Annotated in this window: 19 protein-coding genes and 2 pseudogenes; 8 read left to right on the forward strand and 13 right to left on the reverse strand. The window is 56.2% G+C overall.

What is annotated here, in order from left to right; all coding sequences use genetic code 11:
* Nucleotide 1: 1 nt before the first annotated feature.
* The gene (locus tag BKP64_RS09880) at nucleotides 2-2,188 is read right to left on the reverse strand and encodes an OsmC domain/YcaO domain-containing protein (protein ID WP_070969205.1); all 2,187 of its coding nucleotides are present in this window, start codon (nucleotides 2,186-2,188) and stop codon (nucleotides 2-4) included.
* Between the two features lie 162 nt (nucleotides 2,189-2,350).
* Between BKP64_RS09880 and ltaE the strand changes: the two genes are divergently transcribed.
* Complete coding sequence (ltaE, locus tag BKP64_RS09885) at nucleotides 2,351-3,367, forward strand: low-specificity L-threonine aldolase (protein WP_227515364.1); 1,017 nt, start codon at nucleotides 2,351-2,353, stop codon at nucleotides 3,365-3,367.
* 62 nt (nucleotides 3,368-3,429) lie between these two features.
* Here the strand turns inward: ltaE and BKP64_RS19760 are convergent.
* The 4 genes and pseudogenes from BKP64_RS19760 to BKP64_RS19765 form a co-directional block, all read right to left on the reverse strand.
* Nucleotides 3,430-3,510 (reverse strand): annotated as a pseudogene (locus BKP64_RS19760) (VPDSG-CTERM sorting domain-containing protein); the annotation flags it as partial.
* 872 nt (nucleotides 3,511-4,382) lie between these two features.
* Nucleotides 4,383-4,787, reverse strand: a complete 405-nt coding sequence (locus tag BKP64_RS09895; RefSeq protein ID WP_070969212.1) for a VOC family protein — start codon at nucleotides 4,785-4,787, stop codon at nucleotides 4,383-4,385.
* An 87-nt stretch (nucleotides 4,788-4,874) separates the two neighbouring features.
* The gene (locus BKP64_RS09900; RefSeq protein WP_070969215.1) at nucleotides 4,875-5,264 is read right to left on the reverse strand and encodes a DUF2703 domain-containing protein; all 390 of its coding nucleotides are present in this window, start codon (nucleotides 5,262-5,264) and stop codon (nucleotides 4,875-4,877) included.
* Between the two features lie 43 nt (nucleotides 5,265-5,307).
* Nucleotides 5,308-5,724, reverse strand: a pseudogene (locus BKP64_RS19765) (cupin domain-containing protein); the annotation flags it as partial.
* 127 nt (nucleotides 5,725-5,851) lie between these two features.
* Here BKP64_RS19765 and rlmF point away from each other — a divergent pair.
* A complete protein-coding gene (gene rlmF, locus BKP64_RS09905; RefSeq protein ID WP_070969218.1) occupies nucleotides 5,852-6,784 on the forward strand; it encodes a 23S rRNA (adenine(1618)-N(6))-methyltransferase RlmF in 933 nt (310 codons plus the stop codon).
* Nucleotides 6,785-6,996: 212 nt separating this feature from the next.
* Here the strand turns inward: rlmF and BKP64_RS09910 are convergent, their stop codons facing one another.
* The 8 genes from BKP64_RS09910 to BKP64_RS09945 all read right to left on the reverse strand — a co-directional run bounded on the left by BKP64_RS09910 (nucleotide 6,997) and on the right by BKP64_RS09945 (nucleotide 13,759).
* Entirely contained in the window at nucleotides 6,997-7,890 is an 894-nt protein-coding gene (locus BKP64_RS09910) for an FmdE family protein (protein WP_198402604.1), read from the reverse strand.
* A gap of 314 nt (nucleotides 7,891-8,204) precedes the next feature.
* Nucleotides 8,205-8,819: a LysE family translocator gene (locus tag BKP64_RS09915; RefSeq protein ID WP_070969223.1), complete on the reverse strand. Its 615-nt coding sequence runs from the start codon at nucleotides 8,817-8,819 to the stop codon at nucleotides 8,205-8,207.
* Between the two features lie 93 nt (nucleotides 8,820-8,912).
* Nucleotides 8,913-9,341, reverse strand: a complete 429-nt coding sequence (locus tag BKP64_RS09920) for a hypothetical protein (protein WP_070969225.1) — start codon at nucleotides 9,339-9,341, stop codon at nucleotides 8,913-8,915.
* Nucleotides 9,342-9,407: 66 nt separating this feature from the next.
* On the reverse strand, nucleotides 9,408-9,908 hold the full coding sequence (locus tag BKP64_RS09925; protein WP_070969227.1) for a copper chaperone PCu(A)C: 501 nt from the start codon (nucleotides 9,906-9,908) through the stop codon (nucleotides 9,408-9,410).
* A gap of 100 nt (nucleotides 9,909-10,008) precedes the next feature.
* Entirely contained in the window at nucleotides 10,009-12,084 is a 2,076-nt protein-coding gene (locus BKP64_RS09930) for a putative bifunctional diguanylate cyclase/phosphodiesterase (protein ID WP_070969229.1), read from the reverse strand.
* 165 nt (nucleotides 12,085-12,249) lie between these two features.
* The gene (locus BKP64_RS09935) at nucleotides 12,250-12,768 is read right to left on the reverse strand and encodes a phosphate-starvation-inducible PsiE family protein (RefSeq protein WP_083329199.1); all 519 of its coding nucleotides are present in this window, start codon (nucleotides 12,766-12,768) and stop codon (nucleotides 12,250-12,252) included.
* Nucleotides 12,769-12,807: 39 nt separating this feature from the next.
* The gene (locus tag BKP64_RS09940; protein WP_070969232.1) at nucleotides 12,808-13,146 is read right to left on the reverse strand and encodes a zinc ribbon domain-containing protein YjdM; all 339 of its coding nucleotides are present in this window, start codon (nucleotides 13,144-13,146) and stop codon (nucleotides 12,808-12,810) included.
* Between the two features lie 40 nt (nucleotides 13,147-13,186).
* Nucleotides 13,187-13,759 carry a histidine phosphatase family protein gene (locus BKP64_RS09945; protein ID WP_070969235.1) on the reverse strand — a complete coding sequence of 191 codons (573 nt, stop codon included), beginning with the start codon at nucleotides 13,757-13,759 and terminating at the stop codon, nucleotides 13,187-13,189.
* A gap of 155 nt (nucleotides 13,760-13,914) precedes the next feature.
* Here BKP64_RS09945 and BKP64_RS09950 point away from each other — a divergent pair, with 155 nt between their 5' ends.
* The 6 genes from BKP64_RS09950 (at nucleotide 13,915) to BKP64_RS09975 (ending at nucleotide 20,860) form a co-directional block, all read left to right on the forward strand.
* Nucleotides 13,915-14,367 (forward strand): YaiI/YqxD family protein, encoded by a 453-nt coding sequence (locus BKP64_RS09950; RefSeq protein WP_070973639.1) that lies wholly within the window; start codon nucleotides 13,915-13,917, stop codon nucleotides 14,365-14,367.
* A 111-nt stretch (nucleotides 14,368-14,478) separates the two neighbouring features.
* A complete protein-coding gene (locus BKP64_RS09955) occupies nucleotides 14,479-16,269 on the forward strand; it encodes an ABC transporter ATP-binding protein (protein WP_070969237.1) in 1,791 nt (596 codons plus the stop codon).
* Nucleotides 16,270-16,357: 88 nt separating this feature from the next.
* Entirely contained in the window at nucleotides 16,358-17,131 is a 774-nt protein-coding gene (locus tag BKP64_RS09960; protein WP_070969240.1) for an ABC transporter ATP-binding protein, read from the forward strand.
* Nucleotides 17,121-18,050 (forward strand): ABC transporter substrate-binding protein, encoded by a 930-nt coding sequence (locus BKP64_RS09965; protein WP_070969242.1) that lies wholly within the window; start codon nucleotides 17,121-17,123, stop codon nucleotides 18,048-18,050. The genes BKP64_RS09960 and BKP64_RS09965 overlap by 11 nt, the downstream gene beginning before the upstream one ends.
* Nucleotides 18,040-20,067 (forward strand): Fe(3+)-hydroxamate ABC transporter permease FhuB, encoded by a 2,028-nt coding sequence (gene fhuB, locus BKP64_RS09970; protein WP_070969245.1) that lies wholly within the window; start codon nucleotides 18,040-18,042, stop codon nucleotides 20,065-20,067. The genes BKP64_RS09965 and fhuB overlap by 11 nt, the downstream gene beginning before the upstream one ends.
* Nucleotides 20,054-20,860, forward strand: a complete 807-nt coding sequence (locus BKP64_RS09975; protein ID WP_070969248.1) for a (2Fe-2S)-binding protein — start codon at nucleotides 20,054-20,056, stop codon at nucleotides 20,858-20,860. Before fhuB ends, BKP64_RS09975 begins: the two co-directional genes overlap by 14 nt.
* The last annotated feature ends 67 nt before the right edge of the window (nucleotides 20,861-20,927 follow it).

Below are 20,927 nucleotides of genomic sequence, written 5' to 3' on the forward strand. Positions count from 1 at the left end.
ATCAGCTCCCGGCTCTGGCGGCACGGGCTGCGTGCAGCTTTTTGTAGCTTTCAATCAGGCGCAGGTGCTTTTCCAGACCTTCCAGCTGGCTGTTGGTCGGGGTAAGCCCGTAGAACCGGACACTGCCATCGACTGAGCCAACCACGGCGTCCATGGTCTCGTCCCCGAACATCCGCCGGAAGTTCGCCAGATAATCTTCCAGCTCGAGCTCATCATCCAGGGTAATTTCCAGTACCGCGTTTACCGCGCGGTAAAACAGCCCGCGCTCGACCGTGTTGTCGTTGAACTGCAAAAACATGTCCACAAACTCAAGGGCTTCTTCATGCCATTGCAGTGCCAGGCAAATCAGCAGCTTCAGCTCCAGGATCGTCAGCTGACCCCACACCGTATTCTCATCGAACTCAACGCCAATCAGGCTGATAATCGTCATGTAGTTGTCGAGCTGGCTGGCTTCCAGACGTTCCGCGAGATCGGCCAGTTGTTCATCACTCAACGTATGAAGGTTGAGAATGTCATGACGGTAGTCCAGGGCCATATTGGTGTTGTCCATCAACAGGTCCTCAACCGGATAAACCTCTGAGTAACCGGGCACCAGAATACGACAGGTTGGCGCACCCAGGTCTTCGTAAACAGCCACGTACACCTCTTTACCCATATCCTTGAGGATATTGAACAACCCCGTGGCTTCTTCTTCATTGGTACCGGAGAAATTCCATTCACAGAACTCGTAGTCCTGACTGGCACTGAAGAAGCGCCAGGACACCACACCGGTCGAATCGATGAAGTGCTCAACAAAGTTGTTGGGCTCAGACACCGCAAGGCTGTTAAACGTCGGCGGCGGCACATCGTTCAGCCCCTCAAAACTGCGGCCCTGCATCAACTCGGTAAGGCTGCGTTCCAGAGCCACTTCAAAGCTCGGGTGCGCCCCGAAGGATGCAAACACACCGCCGGTTCTGGGGTTCATCAGGGTGACGCACATTACCGGGAACTGACCGCCCAGCGAAGCATCCTTGACCAGTATCGGGAAGCCCTGGGCTTCCAGCGCCCGGATACCTTCCAGAATGTCAGGGTGTTTTTCGAGCACTGCCAGAGGCACATCCGGCAGCGCGATCTCTTCCTCAATGATCTGGCGTTTCACCGCCCGCTCAAAGATTTCCGACAAGCACTGCACTTGCGCTTCATACAGCGTGTTGCCCGCACTCATGCCGTTGCTCAGGAACAGGTTCTCAATCAGGTTCGAGGGGAAATACACCACCTCGCCATCCGACTGACGCACAAACGGCAGCGAGCAGATACCACGCTCGGTCTTGCCGGAGTTGGTATCAATCAGGTTAGAGCCGCCCAGGTCACCGTCCGGGTTATAGATATCCAGGCAGTAGTCGTCGAGAATGTCCGCTGGCAGCTCATCGTCCGGCCCCGGCTTGAACCATTGCTCGTTGGGGTAATGAACAAACTCGCTGTTGGCGATGTCCTCACCGAAAAACTGATCGTTATAGAAGAAGTTGCAGTTCAGGCGCTCAATGAACTCCCCCAACGCTGAACACAGGGCACTCTCCTTGGTGGCACCCTTGCCGTTGGTGAAGCACATGGGCGAAGCGGCATCGCGAATGTGCAGCGACCACACGTGGGGAACGATATTGCGCCAGGAAGCGATCTCTATCTTCATGCCCAGTTCCGCGAGGATGCCGGTCATGTTGGCAATGGTCTGCTCCAGCGGCAGATCCTTACCCTCAATGTAGGTGCGGGACTCACTGTCTGGCTCCACCATCAGCAGGGCTTGTGCGTCCTGATCCAGGTTCTCGACTGTTTCAATCTCAAACGTCGGGTTGGTTTGCACCACCTTCTTGACCGTACAGCGGCCGATCGAACGCAGAATGCCTTGCCGGTCTTTATCGGAGATATCTTCCGGCAGCTCGACCTGAATCTTGAAAATCTGGTTGTAGCGATTCTCAGGATCAACGATGTTGTTCTGGGACAAACGGATATTGTCGGTCGAGATATTGCGCGCCAGACAGTAAACCCGGACAAAATAGGCTGCACAAAGCGCTGAAGACGCCAGGAAGTAATCGAATGGGCTGGGCGCCGAGCCATCGCCTTTGTAGCGAATGGGCTGGTCAGTAACGACGGTGAAATCGTCAAACTTGGCTTCAAGCCTGAGGTTGTCGAGAAAATTGACGTTAATTTCCATTACGAGAGTACCCGGTTTGTAGAATTTGGCGCGCCATGGCCTTTGATCGCCGCCATTATCCAGTTTTTACCGCCACTCGTCTTCGCCTGTCGCTCACTGGACGCATAATTGCGGCGCGATGCCCTGTAGAATGCGGAAAGTCCGACTACTCACAAAGGCGCCATGATCATGATCGATTTCCGCAGCGATACCGTTACCCGCCCTACCCAGGAGATGCGCGAGGCCATGGCCAGCGCCGATGTGGGAGACGACGTCTATGGTGACGACCCAACCGTTAACAGCCTCCAGGCTTACGCCGCAGAAAGGCTGGGCTTCGAATCTGCGCTGTTTACCGCCACCGGCACCCAGGCCAACCTCCTGGCGATCATGAGCCACTGCGGCCGGGGCGATGAATACCTCTGCGGCCAGTCGGCGCACAACTATCGTTATGAAGGCGGCGGCGCCGCCGTATTGGGTAGCGTGCAACCGCAACCGATTGAGAACCAGCCGGACGGCAGCATCGACCTTGAAAAAGCGAGCGCATCCATAAAAGCCGATGACTTCCATTTCGCCATCACCCGCTTGCTGTCGCTGGAAAACACCATCGGTGGCAAAGTGCTGTCACTGGACTACCAGCGCCAGGCCTGCGCCTTTTGCGACGATCATGAGTTGCTGCTGCACCTTGATGGCGCCCGGGTATTCAATGCCGCGGTGAAATCCAACTGTGATGTGACCGAGATAACCAAACACTATGATTCGGTCAGCGTCTGTCTGTCGAAAGGGCTGGGGGCGCCGGTCGGATCGCTGCTGCTGGGCTCTGAAGCCTTTATCGAACGAGCAACACGCCTGCGGAAAATGGTGGGTGGCGGCATGCGCCAGGCCGGCATACTGGCCGCCGCCGGGCGAATCGCCCTGGAGCAGGGGCCGCTCCGGCTGGTTGAGGATCATGAAAACGCCGAATACCTGACTGCCGGCCTGGCCGGAATTCCCGAACTCGATATCAACCCGGCCAGTACCCAGACCAACATCGTCTACGCTCGCTGCCGGTCCGGCAAAGCCTCCCAGCTGCGCGACTACCTCGCTAACCAGGGCATTCTGATCACGGCGGGAGATCCTGTCCGCTTCGTGACACACCTGGATGTGAACCGGGACGATATAGACCAGTTGTTAGGTGCTGTCCGGCGCTTTTATCAATCTTGATGGCCGCCCGGCAGGGTTGTCACAGAGCGGCCTGTTTCACCCGCCTGCCGGGAAGATAAGCGTTAGGCTTTCTTGCGTCTGACAAAGGTCAGCCCAGCCAGACCAAGACCGAGCAGTGCAAACGTCGAGGGCTCGGGAACCTGCTGACTGACAGAGGTTGTATTGATGGTCAGCGTCCAGGGCTGGGCCGGATACACAATACCTGCCGATAGCTGGAAATCCCAGATTGCGCCGTCAGTTGTTGTGCTCAAAGGGCCGGTTTCCGGTCCGAAACTATCAAAGAACGATGCGGTGATATCGGCACCTGAGGTGACCGAATTGAAATTATCATCAAACAGGTTGGCAACATTATTGAACAATGCGGTATTCATGCTCTGACCGATGTTCGCGTCGTCCCAGACTCCCGCGAAAGAGAGGATAATCGAATCCACAACGAGACCAGCAGTCTGGGTAAATTTAATGCGATCGGTGTCCGCAGGCGGGGTGGCGTTGATCGAACCCATGATCACATTCTCGCCAGCCAAGAGATTGACATTGGTGGAGCCCACGCTATCCAGATCACCGCTCGCAGATTCGTCATAGATGACAAGAGCCGAGGCGGTACCGGCGAAAAACAAAAGCGCTGAGCCGAAAAACAAACTGGAAATTTTGTTAATCATTTTAAATCCCTTTATGCAGTAACAGTGAGTTTCCAGTTCTTGTCAGCAAGTTTTACACCAAAATAATATGCAACTGAAATTCAAACGTTTATTGAGTACACACTGACCAGACCTTCCACACTTTGTAAATTATCTCGACACTGACCCCTCGGTTTCGCTCCCGTTGATTCCGGCTCGCTCATTTCCAAGCACTTTAGCTACGAGTTTGGGCCCCGATGCGTTGACTGGACAAGCTGCTTTATAATCACATCAACGCCGCGAGCAGCTTAACGCTTGCATCATGGAACGGAGCCAAAGGCCCAATGAAATGGGCGTGCCGTGCCTGTGATTGGTGGGACGTACTGGTGAGCTTGCCGCTACGTCAGGTCCTGGTAGGGGTTATAGGCAACTTCCCAGTAATGGCCTTCCGGGTCTTGGAAGTAACCAGAATAACCGCCCCAAAAAACTTCCTGGGCAGGTTTGATGAGCTTAGCGCCGGCGGAAACCGCCTGATCAAGCACCGCATCCACTTCTGGCTTGCTGGCGACATTGTGAGCCAACGTAATGCCTGAGAAACCGGCCTGGGTGGGGACTGACAACCCGATGTCCTTGGCAAGCTCCTCCCGAGGGTATAGCGCTAACCACGTTCCCTCCAGGCTGAAAAAAGATATGTTACCGCCTTCAAACTCGTGCCTTGGCAGACCCAGCCCCTCACTATAAAAACGCGTGGCCCTCCCCAGATCATCAACGCCCAACGTAATAATGCTGATTTTCGGTTTCATGATTCCCTTCCTAAATCTGCAATTAACAGGCGCGAATGAAGAGCCAGCGGAAATTGCACCCTGCCTGAATTGCTTGGTCCGGCAAATTTATTTGCAGCATTGCGCCAATTCGCATATCGCTTCACGGACTATAGACGCCGGAATGCCTTCATATAATTGGTCTTTTATCTCTAACGTGCGACAAGATGTTGTTGGTTCACCAGTAATTTCGCAACATGACTCACAATGACTTTCTGAGGCTTTGGCTTCTGGTATTACGGATTCAATAGGCACACCATTGAAGAGAATCATGTTTGACTCGGTTATGTCCTCTTCGGTCAACTTGGTCTCTTTGTATTTTATCTCCCAGCCGTGCGGCCTACACTCTTCTGCCAGTTTCGCAACAACTTCATTAAGCGCTTGTCCTGTATCCGTGCAGCGAATACAGGTTGAGCCATCTTTTTCCAGATGTCGCCACTCGATTTCCAGCGTATTCATAAGCACCTCCTGGTTTTTTTTGCAGTTGCGGGTCAGGCATTTCTCAGTTCGCCCCGCATGGAGCCGACGGTAAACGTTGTGACAGAGTTCGATGCCATACTTTCGCAGTTTGTTGCGAGCAGAACTCCCTATATAAGGTTCCATTGTGAATTGGAGCCCATGTCATTGCTCTGAAGAACACGCGACCGTCGACAATGATTCGGCTCATTCTGCCAATGTTTGCTTCAGTGAACCGATGAAAGCTCTTGGCACCAACTTCCGACAACTTTACGTAAACCGGCCCCATTCCCAGAGCAGCCACTAGCTTCATTTCTTCGCTGGAAGTATTGACAATGCCATGAACAACACCAAGCCTAACAATTAAGGTCGAATTTGGCCCGAACTTCGTTGTTTCACCAGCTACAGTGCATTCCCCAGAACCGCTCAGAATTACGACCACCTCACCACAGTCGTGGCAATCGGCTGGAGTGGAGGCCTCTCGCTACCCTCGAACTGCCGTAGTATGCCCAACACATACATTAAGATTATAATCACGGACTAAGCCAGACCCAGTCTACTTTTGAATTCCAAGCCTCAGGCCTATTACTGTGAGCACCCCTCATCGAAGAAAAAAAAGCCAAGCCAGGCCTGTTCGCAAAGGCCTGCACCCGAGGAATCTACATAACCAAGGCTATGATTTCCCGGCTCTCGTAAAAAGCCACCCAGCGCTAGCCCCCCATGTGAAACCGAACGCTCATGGCGACCTTTCCATCGATTTCGCAGACCCATTGGCAGTAAAAACTTTCAACGCCGCGTTATTAAACCGACACTACAACATTGTTGATTGGGATATTCCGGAGGGCGCGCTTTGCCCTCCAATCCCAGGCAGAGCCGACTATATCCATTACATTGCCGACTTGCTTGGGCTTGAACAGCTCAGCATCAAGCTGCTCGATATAGGGACTGGAGCGAATGGAATCTACCCGCTACTGGCCTGCCAAATATACGGCTGGCAGTGTGTCGGTAGCGACATTAACACCCAGTCGCTTGAGAACGTGGCCACGATTATCGCCAATAACCCCATACTCAAAGACCGGTTCACACTGCGCACGCAGCACGATAAAAACCACATTTTTGAGGGGATCATTCAAGCTGGGGAGTTCTTTGATGTCAGCGTATGCAACCCACCCTTCCATGCCTCGCTCGACGAAGCACTTAAAGGTAGCCAGCTCAAACTCAATAACCTTGCTCGTAGTCGCGGTGAGCAAAAAGCAAAAACCAAATCCCCCACTCTGAATTTTGGTGGGCTGGGAGCAGAGCTTTGGTGTAAGGGGGGCGAACAGCTTTTTCTTAAAAAGCTAATAAGAGAAAGCCAGGCGTATTCAACTCAATGCCGCTGGTTTTCCAGCCTGGTTTCAAAAGCCGACAACGTTAAGCCTGCAAAAAAGTTGATTCATAAGCTCGGTGCAGTTGATATACGGGAAATAGAGATGAAGCAGGGCAATAAGATTACGAGGGTATTGGCCTGGACATTCATCTGAGCCGCTCCACGGGTTGGCGCATGATTATGCGAAACCTGCCGTGACGTTAACATGCCAGCCTCCGGCTGACTGCATGGTTATGCACTGCTCGGCATGATCAGTATGAGGCGCACTTAAAAACGCCTGCACCGCGAACTAAAGCGCCTTGTTAGCTGCCTCTCTATCTGACTTTCACCACAGACCGGATCGACTCAACCCGGCCAGTCATACCCCTACTTGTCGCTGATTGGGCTTTCCCTATACGGGTAATTCTTTAGCCGAACATCGCTGCGCTTGATCGTGTCGGAGAAAGCCTTGCTCGAATCGGCCCAGTCAGACCACTTGAAGCTCTCAATCACCTTGGCCTGATAGCTGTCCTCCAGCGGATGCTCGAGAATGTCGTTGATGTGCATCCATTGCAGGTAACGCATCTCGTCGACCTGGTAGGGCGTCGGATTACCGCCCGCCTTTTTAACCACGGCCTTGAGTTCCATGACCTTCTTGGTATCGACCTTGGGTTCCCAGTTGATCTTGCCCGGCAGCATCACTGGCTCACCGGGAATGTTGTTGATCCCCTTTTTCAGGGTCGCGAGCACGGCAACCTTGGTATCGGTGCGGTAGAGCAGGATCGCGTGGTTATAGCGCTTGTCCTTGAAGAATCCGAGGGTGCCGTACTGGACCCGGGCACCCGTCAGGTAGGCCACCGCATCGGACCAGCACGGTGAGGGGCCGGTAATGCCGGCCAGCACGCTGCGGTCGATGATTCCATCGGGGAAAAGGATCTTGAACGCTACCCAGGCGGCATTGGCAGCGTGCGAGGTCCCTTCACAGTCGTGGCCGTGGAACCGGATCAGGTCCTTAAGGGTGACCGGGTAGGTGTACGGGTAATAGCGCCCCTGCGTACCCCGGGTAGCCAGCATCTGGAAGACTGGCGCATAGGGTTTGGCGACCATTGGCGCATACCAGGTGGGGCTACGGTCCGGTGCTTCGACTCCGGTTTCGATAAAGATGTTCTTGCCTTGGACGAAAGTCGGCGCTCCCTCGTCTGCCCATGACACCTGGCCTGCCATTGAGACGAACAGACCCACAAGAAGCGCGATTTTCCTGATGCATTGACTGATCGACATTACGGATCCCTCGTGTTTTTTGCAGCCAATCTGTGGATACAACGTCCGGGCTTACCCTATCCAGCGAGACATTATAACTCCCAACAGGAGGCGGCCCCACCTCGTGAGTTGGCATCAGCCAGAGCCATAATTTACGTGTTCCCATGCGTAAGATCGGGGGCAGCACCATGAAAAAACATAGCACAGTGTTCATTGGCCTGGATACGCACAAGGACTCCATCGCCGTGGCCTACGCCACAGATAGATTCCCGAACAGAACCCGTCACTTATCTGGGGAGCATCGGAACCCACGGATATCCGCGTGCATCAACTTGTTAACTCTTGGCAGCAACAAACACGCCACTGCCTGCGAGCATTGCTCCTGAACCGTAACGAAGGAACGGCCCGCCCCGAAGCGCACCGAATGCATTTTTTGCTCTATGAGCTGCGTAAGCGTAGCAAACCATGACGCCGCCAACGGCAGTAGTTGCTATGGCGTAGATAACTATGGCGTCCAGCCCAGAAACCGCTGAAAGATCGAGGAAGGCTGGGAAAAAGCTCAGGTAAAAAAGAATGGCCTTGGGATTACCGAGAGTGGTGAGTAGGCCTGCACTAAAGCTTGCAAGATGGTTCGACTCATGCACGGGACGAGCTTGGGTACCAACTTGCTTGGAGAAGGCGAGTGAAGCACCAAGCCAGATTAGGTAAGCAGCGCCTACGTACTTGACGATGATGAAGAGGTCGCCCATAAGCTCAGACAGCGCTGTCAAACCCAGGAGAGCGAGTGTTATGAAGACGAAGTCGCCCGCGATAATCCCTGCGACGGTCGAAACACCGTGACGGAAACCGTCGGCAAGTGTCCGCGCAACGACAGCCAGTATTCCAGGACCCGGTATTAGCGCCAGGATGACCATTGCGCCGAATAGAGCTAACGAAGAGGTGGGATTCATGGAGATTCCTTGAAAGTTAACGCCCGCCAGCATGCGCGGCTACGGAATGTAGGCGAAGCCGCAATGTAGTAGGCGTCGCCGTGCCTGGCTTGGTTAGGTGCTCCAATTTGAGTCATACCATGTTTGGTTAACATCTCGATTCGAATAGCGAATTTCGAGATGGTCAGCCATTTGGGTGACGCGCTGTAGCAGCATGAATGCTTCCTTAAATCCATCAACGTGCAACCGATCAGGCTCACCAGGATCGTAATGTTTTAAAGCGTTATATCCCGACTTTTTCAGACGCTGTATGTCCCTCTTCGAAAGGTGCGGATCACCCAATAAAGACCTTGTTCTGTTGACTGCCCGCCACTCGTTTTCTAGCAGATCAACGCCTTGTTTCTCTTTAAAAACCGTACCCAGCATTTCTTCCGCTGCACCGAGCAACGTCGTACACGATATATAGCGCTTAGCAAAGAACAGGTCGACCGCATCCTCTAGCTGTTCGCGGGCAATCGTACCTTTCTTAGTGTGCGCGGCCATAGATCACCTGACAGCTAATTGTACGAACGCGTTCGTATAACTCCAGGCAGAGCAAAGCGGGGCGGGTTACTCCATATCGTGTCCGGTGTGGTCCATCTTCATGTCCTGCTTCTGCATGCCACCATCCAGAGGCTCTACGGTTAGCTCAATGTCCATGGCTTCGGCACCGTCAAAGCGGAGGGTCACCGGTATGCGCTCCCCTTCCACCAGGGGCGTTTTCAGCTTTTCCAGCATCAGGTGGTAGCCATGAGGTTTGAGCTCTACGGTTGCGCCTGCGGGGATCGCGAGGCCGTCTTTTAGCGGCTGCATGCGCATCACGCCGTCTTTCATGCTGGATTCATGGAGGGAGACCCGGGCCGCGCGGGGGGTTTCAGCGGCAGTGAGGGTTATTGCGCTCTCGCCGCTGTTGGTAATGGCCAGATAGCCTACGCCCATGGGGGTGCCAGGCGGGGTTGGGCGGCTCCAGGGGTGGTCGATTTTTATGGGGCCCTGACTGTAGTCGTGGGCGAAGCCAAAGGGAGCCCACAAGGCCAGCAACAGGGCAACGGTCGCAGTTCGCATTCTCATATCGGCGGATTCCTATCAGTAAACAGGTAGTTACCAACTAGAATAGGAGGTTTGGCAAGCCGCCGCCAAATGATTTGCTGCGTCTTATCGTCGCAGTCGTTCAGGCGGTCGGGGACAGCAGTTGCTCCCGGATTCGGGCCATCGGTACCGGCTTGCTAAAATAGTAGCCCTGGAAGCGGTGGCAGCCCATCTGCATCAGTGCGTTCACCTGGGCTTCCAGCTCCACACCCTCGGCAATAAGCACCATGTTGTGGCTGCTGGCAATGGCGACGATGCTCTCAATCATGTTTCTGGCCTTGTCGTCGTCCAGAATGTTATCGATAAAACTCTTGTCGATCTTGAGCTCATCAATGGGCAGTTTGCGCAACAGGCTGAGAGAGGAATAGCCGGTACCAAAGTCGTCCATGGAGATCCGGATACCCTCTGCCCGCAACCGCTCCAGTGTGTTCAGCACCTGGTCGAAGTTATACATGAACAGTGTTTCGGTGATCTCAAGAACCAGGCGCCCGGGAGGCAGCCCGTATTTGGCCAGTACGTTCATGACCGACTCAACAAAATCCGGCTGGGTGAACTGGATCACGGAGATATTCACGGCAAGGTCGAGGTGGTCGTCCAGTTCCGAACATAACGTACTGAACTCCCGGATGCTGCGTTCCAGAAAATAGTGCCCCAAAGGCACCATCAGGCCGCTTTGCTCGGCCACTTCGATGAACTCCGGCGGAGACACAAATCCCAGCTCCTCATCCTGCCAGCGCGCAAGCGCCTCAAGGGCCACCGTTTGCCCACTCTCATCCACCTGAGGCTGGTAAACTATGTAAGGGGCCTCAGAGGCCAACCCGTAACGAAGTCGTTGTTCTATTGCCAGGCGGCGCAGATATGTCATTTCCATTTCTTTGAGGTAGACACACGCAGAATTGCGGTCTTTTTTGGCTTCATAAACCGCAAGGTGCGCACCGCGGATCAGATCACTGAAAGACTCGCCGTGATCGGGAAAAATGACAACGCCAACGCTGGCCGTCACCCGCAACTGCAAATGCCCTACCTCAACCGTCTCTGCCATTCGCCTAACCACCGATGTACAGGCTTTTTCAAGAGCCTGGAGATCGGCATTCCGGGTAAGCACGGCAAACTCGTCGCCTCCGAGGCGAGCAAGTTCATCCGAGCTATCCAGCATCTTCCAGAGCCGGCGACTGAACTCCTGCAGAGTTCTGTCACCATACTCCTCTCCGTAGCGGTCGTTGATTCCCCGGAAGTTATCAATATTCACCACGACCAGACCAAACGGCCGGCCTTTAGCAATCAGGCGGTCAATACAACTCAGCAGACCGAACCGGTTAAGGAGCCCGGTCAGGTCGTCGTGTCGTGATTGAAAGATCAATTCCCGATGCCGTTTTCGCTCGGCCCGGTCAATCACCCGGAAAAGCAGGAAAAGGACGGTGATTACTGCTGCAAAGACAAGAGAATACCCGACAAAAGACTGGGCAAACTCGCGGTAAATGGGGGCCATTCGGATCTCCGATAACACCCAAAGCTGGTAACGATCGTTAAACACACCGGCCAACAGGACATCCTGCCCCTCTCTCTGTGCTCTTACCGATATCGCCTCTTTACTCGTTTTTACATCCTCAGACCGCAGGTTCCGTTGTTGCTCGATGTTTTGCCGGTTCGACAGTCGCTCAGCAATCGGAATACTCATCTGGGAGAACTGCTCAGGCTCCACGCTATCCCGGGACATGAACTGCACATAACCATCGGTCTCCCGATACAGAATGACGGAATCATTTTTTCCATCATGGAGAGTCTGGTCAAACACCGTTGATCCAGAACCTATGCTCAGGCCGGCCGTCATAACCGCAACTACGTCGCCTTCGCTGGATCGTAGAGCTTTACGGATGGGGATGACCCATGAACCCATGGCCTCCACATAATAGGTCCGGCCCAGAACCATGGAACTGGACTCCAGAACCTGAGCAAAGCTCTCTGTGGTTTCGGGGTTCGTGCGGAGATTGGGAAGCATGGAGAGATCGAGATTGGAGCTCACCCGGACAAGGGTACCATCGGGCCGGGCGAGCCCGAAGCCCACCAGTGCTGGATCAGCCCGGAGGATGCTGTCCAGCAGCGGGATCCGGCGGCTAGTGGACCATATATCCTCTTGCCGGAAAAGCTCCCGCGCCACCAAACAGGATCAGCAGGAACAGTGCCCAAATATTGCGTTTGATAGCGACCAACAGTATGCCTCGGGAAATAGGACGCGTTTCAGGAGCCTAACCATAGCCCAGCACCCACGATCTTGACAGCGCCTCGTCCATTGCACCCGGGCCGTCGTTTTACCGCCAGGACGTCAGTCATCCCAGCGTTCATACTGCTGCCCCTGCCGGAGCAGCCAGTAAGTCACGCCAAGCGCAAGGGTTGTTGCCGCAATACCAATCAGGTACATCGGCGTCAGCTCGTCGAAATCCAGCACAATCACTTTCCGCGCAATCGCCATCAGAGCGGTGGCTATCACCAATTGCACCGGGAAAATGTTGGTTCCCAGATAAAGACGGATATTGATGAAAATCTCCACCGCAATGAGCACGGCCATAAACCCGCCGAAGGTGTAAAAGATATCGTTGATATCAAGAAGCAGGACCGGCTGTTTGATCAGGCGCTCATAGATGATGTAAATCACATCCCCCACGCCCCACAGAATGACCGCAACCATCAACACCGCAAGCACACGGATCGCAAAACGAATGATGTAATGCAGCAGCCTGAAAAACGGATCAGGGAAATCAACCGGAAGCTCCTGATGCAACTCGTGTTTTTTCTCAGGCACAGGCTGAACCGGTTTCACGTCATCACTGCCCTGCTTATCCATTCACTCACTCCACTAAGCATCCGTTAGTGCCGGCAAACGTCAGACCTTTTTGACGAATTCCGACTTCAGTTTCATCGCGCCAATGCCATCAATTTTACAATCAATGTCGTGATCACCCTCCACCAGACGGATGTTCTTCACTTTGGTTCCAACCTTCACCACCGAGCTGGAGCCTTTTACCTTGAGGTCCTTGATCACTGAGATCGTGTCGCCGTCCTGCAGTTCATTGCCGTTGGCATCACGAATCACCTTGCCCGCTTCTGCCGCAGCTACCTCTGCCTCTGTCCACTCATGGCCGCATTCGGGGCACACAAGCTGAACGCCATCTTCATAGGTGTATTCGGAATTGCACTGGGGGCACGGGGGCAGTTGAGACATTATCATTTCCTGTTAATTGAATGAGCATGAGATTATACCATCAACGCCCCGGCGAAACCCGGGCCAGCACCTCGGGTGAGTTTGACAACGGCAAGGCAATAATCACCCCCTCGTTTGATGACGGATAAACGCCAGTCAGGGCGGTTGTATTGACCTGATGGGACACCAGAATCACCGGCGCACCCGCTGGCAGCTCGTTTACACCCGCGATGGTTTCCCGGGTCTGGCCAGGACCATCACCCCGACTCTGGAAAAACGAGTTCAGCGGCGGCCAGCCGGTTACCTCCCCCATATTCATTTCCGTCGCGGTATCCATACAACGGCACCACTGGCTGGAAAAAACCCGAGCCTCAGTGATGCCATGTTCCGCCAGAAACGGCTTCCAGGACCGCGCTTGCTCCCGGCCGGTTTCGTTAAGATTGCGCTGGGTGCTGCAATCACCCAGCTCAAAACTCGCCGGATCGCCCGTTCCCGGTGCCAGTGCGTGGCGCATCATCAAAACGGCGTTACCCTCGCGGAGGGCTTTCCAGGCATCGGCGCTGCCGTCGCTTGCAATTGCCGGGAAAGACATAACCAGTGAGAGGATTGCTGAAGCCAGAATTCTCAGAGTCATAACCAGTGCTCCTGTGTTAGTTCTGCGTTAAACCAAAATAGCGCCTGCCCGCCAAACCAGAAGGCCTACAAACAAATACGCGGAAACCAACTACCAGGCTCACCACAACAACAGGTAAACTGCCTACCAGAATCAAACCGATGAAGGAAGCAATCATGCCAATCTGGGTCGACGCCGACGCCTGCCCCGTCCCCATCCGGGAAATCCTCTGCCGCGCCGCCACCCGTTGGCAAGTCCAGACCACCTTCATCGCCAACCACGTTATCACCCTGCCGCCAAGCCCCTACATCCAGCGGCGCCAGGTGCCCCAGGGTTTCGACGTGGCCGACAACGAAATCATGGACCAGATGACCGAGGGCGACCTGGTGATTACCCAGGACATCCCCCTGGCCGCTGAAGCCATCGAAAAAGGCGCAGACGTATTCAATCCCCGGGGCCAGGCCTTCACCAAAGAAAACATCCGCCAGCGCCTGGCCATGCGCAACTTCATGGAAGAAATGCGCAGCGCCGGCGAAGTTACCGGTGGCCCGGCACCGTTCAGCCAGACCGACCGCAAAGAGTTCGCTGACAAGCTGGACCGTTGGCTGCAACGCAATCGCAAGCACTGATACAGAACGCCGAATGAACATCGCACCACAACTTGTTGGTAATGATTCTCTTTTATTTTTAGAGGTTACCGGCTACTCTTCCCGCTTTTCCATCCGTTGCGGAGTGTTTTCATGTCCGGCCATGCCAGCCACACCACCAGCAGTTTTGGAGCTCTTGCCCGCCTGTTGAAATACGCCAGGGGCTATCGGCGCCAGATCATTGCGGCGACAACCTGCTCTGTCATCAACAAGCTCTTCGACATTGCGCCGGAAATCCTCATTGGCGTTGCGATCGACGTCGTGGTGAATCAGGAACAAAGCTTTGTTGCTGGCCTGGGGTTTGAAACAGCCCGGGAACAGATCACCATCCTCGCAATCCTGACCTTCTTTATATGGGCCGGTGAGTCCCTGTTTGAATACCTGTTTCAGATTCTCTGGCGCAACCTGGCCCAGCGCCTTCAGTCCGATTTGCGACAGGATGCCTACGAACATGCCCAACGCCTGGACATGAGTTTCTTCGAGGCCCGCAGCTCCGGTCAGTTAGTGGCCACTATGAACGACGACGTGAACCAGCTTGAACGCTTCCTGGATGGCGGCGCCAACGCCATGATCCAGGTCGTGGTCACCGTGGTGGCCGTAGGCGCCGTCTTCTTTGTGCTGTCGCCACTTATTGCCCTGCTGGCTTTCACCCCGATTCCCCTGATCATCTGGGGCGCCTTCTACTTCCAGCGCAAAGCCGGCCCCCTCTATGCGGAGGTCCGTGAAAAGGTCGGCGACCTCTCCAGTCGGCTGGCCAATAACCTGGGCGGCATTGCCACCATCAAAAGCTTTACCGCAGAGCACCGTGAAGCCCGGCGCCTGAAGGAAAGCAGTGAAGCCTACGTGGAGGCTAACCGCCGGGCCATTCGCATCAGCTCGGCGTTTATCCCGGTAATTCGCATGGCTATTCTCGCCGGCTTTCTCGCTACTTTTACCGTGGGCGGCATGATGGCTCTGGAAGGCTCCCTGAACGTGGGCGCCTATGGTGTGCTGGTGTTCCTTACCCAACGCCTGCTCTGGCCCCTGACCGGCCTCGCCGAAGTCATTGATCTGTTCGAACGGGCAATGGCGAGCACCCGCCGTATTCTCGACCTTCTGGCCGAGCCGGTGTACGTGCATGACGAGGCCGGTCAGCCGCTGACAGAGCCCGTTAAAGGTGAGGTTAAGTTTGAAAAAGTGAGTTTTCACTATCCTTCCAGCGGCGCTGGTATCCGGGATATTGACCTGCACGTACCTGCCGGCCACACCCTGGCACTGGTGGGCACTACCGGCTCCGGAAAATCCACACTGATCAAATTGCTGCTGCGTTTTTACGACCCCAGCCACGGCCGAATCCTGATCGACAATCAACCGATCCAGTCCGTTAGCCTGAAATCTCTGCGCGGGGCCATTGGCCTGGTCAGCCAGGATGTCTACCTGTTCGAAGGCAGTATTCGGGAGAATCTGGCCTATGGAAAACCGGACGCCGGCGATGGGGAGATTATCGAAGCGGCGAAAACCGCCGAGGCCTGGGCATTCATCGAGGCCTTGCCCGAGGGGCTGGAAACCCCGGTTGGCGAACGGGGTATTCGCCTTTCCGGCGGCCAGCGGCAGCGACTGTCCCTGGCCCGGGCGCTATTGAAAAACCCGCCGATTCTGGTGCTGGATGAAGCCACAAGCGCCGTGGACAACGAAACCGAAGCAGCCATCCAGCGGTCCCTGAAACGCATTGGCCATAACCGGACGGTCATCATGATCGCCCATCGCCTGTCCACTATTGTGGAAGCGGATACCATTGCCGTGGTTGAGGCTGGCAGGGTCGTGGAAGCCGGCACCCACCAGCAGCTGTTGGCGCAACAAGGGGCCTACAATGCCCAGTGGCAGGTGCAGACCGGGCAGGCCTGAGGGCCTGCACTACACTCCTCCATAATCAATATTGATAGTGATTCGCATTTAGATTATTCTGCAGGCCTTCCGATAGCCAGGAGCCTGCATGTCTGCCTTTTTCGAAGTATCCAGCCTGGGTGTCCGCATTGGCGACACCGCCATCATCAGCCATCTCAGCATCGGTTTTCAGGAGGGCGAAGTGACCGCCCTCCTTGGCCACAATGGCTCCGGCAAATCCACCCTGTTGAAGGTACTGGCCCGCCAGCTGTCACCCTCCGCCGGTGACGTCAGTCTGCTCGGCAATGCCTTTGGCGATACCGGTGCCCGCGAGTTTGCCCGTTCCGTTGGCTACCTGCCCCAACACCCGCCCGGAACAGACGGACTGACCGTGTGCGAGCTGGTTGCGCTGGGGCGCTATCCCTGGCGTGGTCCGCTGGGTCGTTACACGGAGGAAGATCACCAACGGATTGACCAGGCCATTGACGATACCGGACTGAGCCGTTTCAGGAACCGATCCGTGGATACCCTCTCCGGCGGCGAACGCCAGCGGGCCTGGATAGCCATGCTTCTGGCCCAGCAGACACGCTGCCTGTTGCTGGACGAACCCATTTCAGCCCTGGATGTGAAGCACCAGGTGGAAACCCTGCGTCTGGTGCAGCAACTTGCCGTTGAGCGGGACCTGACGGTGATTGTGGTGTTGCACGACGTGGATCTGGCCGCCCGTTTCTGCGATCGCCTGGTGGCTTTGCGCGGCGGTCAGCTCATTGCCGACGGCAGCCCCCAGGAAATCATGACCAGCTGCATTCTGGAATCCATTTACGGAGTTCCGATGGGCGTTATGGAGCGCGCACCGGGGCAATGGGTGTCCTATGTTCATTAACGACCTTGCACGCACGGGCATCGCTCTGATGCTATACCTGTCGTCATCCGTCGCCATGGCCGCCAGCTGGCAACAGGAACAGGGCACCCTTAACCTGAACGAGGCGCCAAAGCGTATCGTGGCGTTGAACTGGGCAGCGACCGAAACCCTGTTGCTGCTCGGCGTTCCGCCCGTAGGCGTGGCGGACAAAGAAGGTTATTCAGCATGGGTACAGGAACCTGAACTTCCGGAAACGGTCCCCAACGTCGGCACCCGGGTTGCACCCAGTCTGGAGGCCATTGCCGAACTGAAACCCGACCTGATCGTAACCAGTTCGGAAATGGCGCCCGCCACCGATTTGCTGGAGCGCATTGCTCCGACGTACGTAATCAGCGTCTACAAAAACGGCTCCAGGCCGTTCGAAAAGGCTAGGGAAATGCTCCTGACCCTGGGCGAAATACTGGAGCGGCAGGACCAGGCCAACGCAATTCTGGCGGATATCGATCGCACACTTGCCAACCAGCGCCAGCGTCTGGAGCGACATGGGTTGAATGACCGGCCCGTAGCGCTGGTTAATTTCCTGGATGACCGCCACGTCCGGATCTATGCGCCTAATGGCCTGTACCAAACCGCTTTGAATGCCCTCGGATTGACCAATGCCTGGCCACACCCAGGCAATTACTGGGGTTTTTCTGTGGTTGGCCTGGAAGCCATTGCACCCTACCCGACCGGCCGGATTGTGGTGATTGAACCTACCCGCCCCGGACTTTCAGAGCACTTGGCTACCAGCCCGTTCTGGACTTACCTGCCCGCAGTCCAGCGCGAACAGGTCTATCAGGTCGACGCGGTATGGCCGTTCGGGGGGGTATACCCGGTCAAGCGCCTGGCTATTGAACTGGCGGACGCCTTGATTCAGGGAGGCGCCGGCAATGTACGCTGAAACTCAGGTTGCCTCTCGCGCGCCCAAGCTGCCTGGCAGACTGCCGCTGACAGCAGTGTTGCTTTGGCTCGTCGCCCTCGGTGCCAGTGCCTCACCCTGGTTTGGTGAGCTGGCCCCAATGTCACTGGTGTCGGCATTCTGGACCTTCAACAGCGCGGACTACAGCTCGGTGCTGGCTCACTTCAGCTGGGCGCCCCGCGTCTCGATCGCCATTCTGATCGGCGGCGGTCTCGGCCTCGCTGGCGCGGTAACCCAGCAGGTATTGGGTAATCCATTGGCCTCGCCTACGACGCTGGGCGTGGAAGCCGGCGGGCAATTTGGTGTCACCGTCGCGACACTGTTTGCACCGACGCTACTGGCGTTCAGCCCGGATCTGGCGGCCATTGCCGGTGGCCTTTTCGCCATAGGCCTGGTCATCGCCCTGACCTGGCGGCTTGGATTCTCCCCCGTTACCGTCATTCTCGCCGGCCTGGTGATCACCTTTTTCATGGGCGCTCTGAACATGGCGTTCCTTCTGCTCAAGGGTGAGTGGCTGGGCAATCTATTCATCTGGGGTGCCGGTTCTCTGGTGCAGAACAACTGGGCGCCGTTTATGGATCTCTGGCCACGGGTTCTGGTTCTGGCCCTGGCACTGTTGCTGCTGATGCGTCCGCTGCAACTGCTCCAGCTCGGACAGGCTTCTGCCAGTTCACTGGGGGTCAGCGTTGGCATGATCCGTATGCTCGCCCTGTTCCTGGTCGTGCTGATGAGTGCAACGGTGGTGAGCCGGGTGGGCGTTGTGGCGTTTATCGGGCTGGCCGCTCCCGTGCTCGCCCGTCTGCTTGGCGCCCGCACGCTGGTTGGGCGTCTACTCTGGAGTACGGTGTTTGGCGGCGGCTTACTTCTTCTGGCCGACACACTTGCCCTCTGGGCCTCGACCTGGGGGGACGGTTCGCTTGTTCCAACCGGAACAACCACGGCCCTGATAGGCGGCCCCATCCTGCTTCTGGCACTTCAGAGCTTTAGAAACACTAACCAGATGCCGGGTCAGGAATCCCGCCCTGGTGATTTTCTGCCGGTTCGCCGCTCGGCACGGCTGATCGGCTCGATTCTTTCAGTGCTTCTGTTGCTGACGTTTTTTGTATCCATGGGCTGGTCTCCGGGACTTCAGGAGTGGAGCTGGACACCGGTGACTCAATGGGGCGACGCCTGGGTCTGGCGCGGGCCGCGCTTGCTTGCAGCAATTCTTGCAGGCGTTTCCCTCGGCCTTGCCGGTACTCTCATTCAGCGGATGACCGGCAACGTGATGGCCAGCCCGGAAATGCTCGGCATCAGCGGCGGTGCAGCACTGGTGATGGTGATGATTATTCTGACCGGCATGGAAGTCAGCCGGGCTGGTCAGCTGACAGCTGCAACGCTCGGCGCAGCTGGGGCCCTGGGCCTGCTGATTCTGGTGGCCCGGCGCCACCGGTTTGCGGGCAATCAACTGCTTCTGGGCGGATTGGCACTCTATGTTTTCATGGATTCTGGGCTGCGTCTGGCAATGGCCTCGGGCGGCACGGTGGCCTCTCAGTTGCTGAACTGGATGTACGGGTCCACCTGGCTGGTGTCGGAATCCGAAGCCGTCGCTCTGCTCGGGCTGATTCTGGTGATCTGTCTCGGGCTGTTTGCAGCCATTCGGCCGCTGACAATCCTGCCCCTTGGTGATATTTCGGCTTCATCGCTGGGCCTTCCGGTTGGCCGGGTGCGCCTGGCCCTGCTCTTACTCGCTGCGCTGCTGACGGCCTCCGCTACGGTTGTGATCGGGCCACTGAGTTTTGTTGGCCTGATTGCACCCCATCTGGCGCGGGTACTCGGCCAACAGACGGTTGGCAGGCAAATGGTTGTGGCCGCCCTGGCCGGTGGTTTGTTGCTGGCCGTCGCCGACTACCTCTCCCGGGTTGTGGTCTTTCCCGGCCAACTCCCGGCAGGGCTGCTGGCTGCGCTGGTCGGCGGGCTGTATTTCCTGTGGGGGCTCAGCCGACATGGCCGCGCCTGACCACAGAGTGAGGAATTGGCCAGCCCGCTATGAACAGCTCCTGGCCAGCTCTGGCCTGAAACCCGGCCCGGTTATCTCAGGTGCGCTACCACCACATGACCAGGAGCACACGGCACTGTTGTCCCTGGCTCAGTGCCTGGAGCAACCTGACCTTTTAAAGCAGCAGCTTCGCCGGGACCATGCCGATGCCAACGATGCCCGCTTCCTAAGGGCTTATCTCTCGGTGGTCCAGCAGGATCTCGCACTGTCGGTGATTGCGCCGCTGGTCTTAGTGCTGTTCCGGGATGGCCGGGCCCCACTGCCGGATGCGGAGCAGGTGCTCCTCGGCCCGGGTAAAAAGAACGGTCCTCTGGCACGCTGGTTTCATACAGCGTCGGCACCGGCTCTTGGTGTCGACGCATTCATCCAGGGGCTGAGTGAACAGGTGTCCGAGTGGTACCCGGTTTTCCGGCAGGCCTTGGGTGTCAGCCCTGGTGCGTATTGGAGCAGTATCGGCCTCGGACTGGGCGCGCCTTTTTCAGCAGTGTGGAATCGTGTTGAAGCGGAGTCGGTGTGTTCTCTTGCACAAGTATGGTTGACACGTTTTGAGTGTGATGCCAATCGGTTCATTGACTGGCTGCCCGCTGAATTTGGCGGGCAATCTTGCGCCATTCCACAGCGCAAGGGTTGCTGCCTGAAGTATCTTCTGCCAGACGGTGGCTATTGCGGCACTTGCGGTGTCTATCGCAAAGCTCGCCTCGCCGGGCTCAGGTCCCGGTGCCCAGCACCAGGGCAGTGGCAACCAGAGCGATAAGAACCCCGGCACCCGCCGCGAGTTTGAGTCCTTCGATCATTTCCTGTTCCGGTGTCATCAATGTTGC

This window comes from Marinobacter salinus (genome assembly GCF_001854125.1).
Taxonomy (GTDB): domain Bacteria; phylum Pseudomonadota; class Gammaproteobacteria; order Pseudomonadales; family Oleiphilaceae; genus Marinobacter; species Marinobacter salinus.